This window comes from Priestia sp. SIMBA_032, assembly GCF_046535215.1.
Taxonomy (GTDB): domain Bacteria; phylum Bacillota; class Bacilli; order Bacillales; family Bacillaceae_H; genus Priestia; species Priestia aryabhattai.
Genome location: NZ_JAWRXD010001615.1, coordinates 1 through 234 on the forward strand (window position 1 = coordinate 1; position 234 = coordinate 234).

Annotated in this window: 1 pseudogene; it reads right to left on the reverse strand. The window is 40.2% G+C overall.

Annotated elements, in window-relative coordinates:
* Positions 1-234: pseudogene (locus tag SB717_RS39750) on the reverse strand (DUF3854 domain-containing protein); the annotation flags it as partial.

Below are 234 nucleotides of genomic sequence, written 5' to 3' on the forward strand. Positions count from 1 at the left end.
ACCTTTTTGCTCACTTCTAGTTCGCCTTCAAAGATACAATCACCATCTTTAGTTATCTTTACAACATTAGGCTGTTCGATTAATTCCGCTTGAACTCCAGTCGGTGCCGATTTCACATGAACGGAGTTTTTTACTTCATCCACACGAACCTGCCATCCAACAATTTGATTGTACTGGTTTCGAAAAGGAATCAATATACCAGGAGATCCTGACATCAAGCGAAGAGAAAGTTGA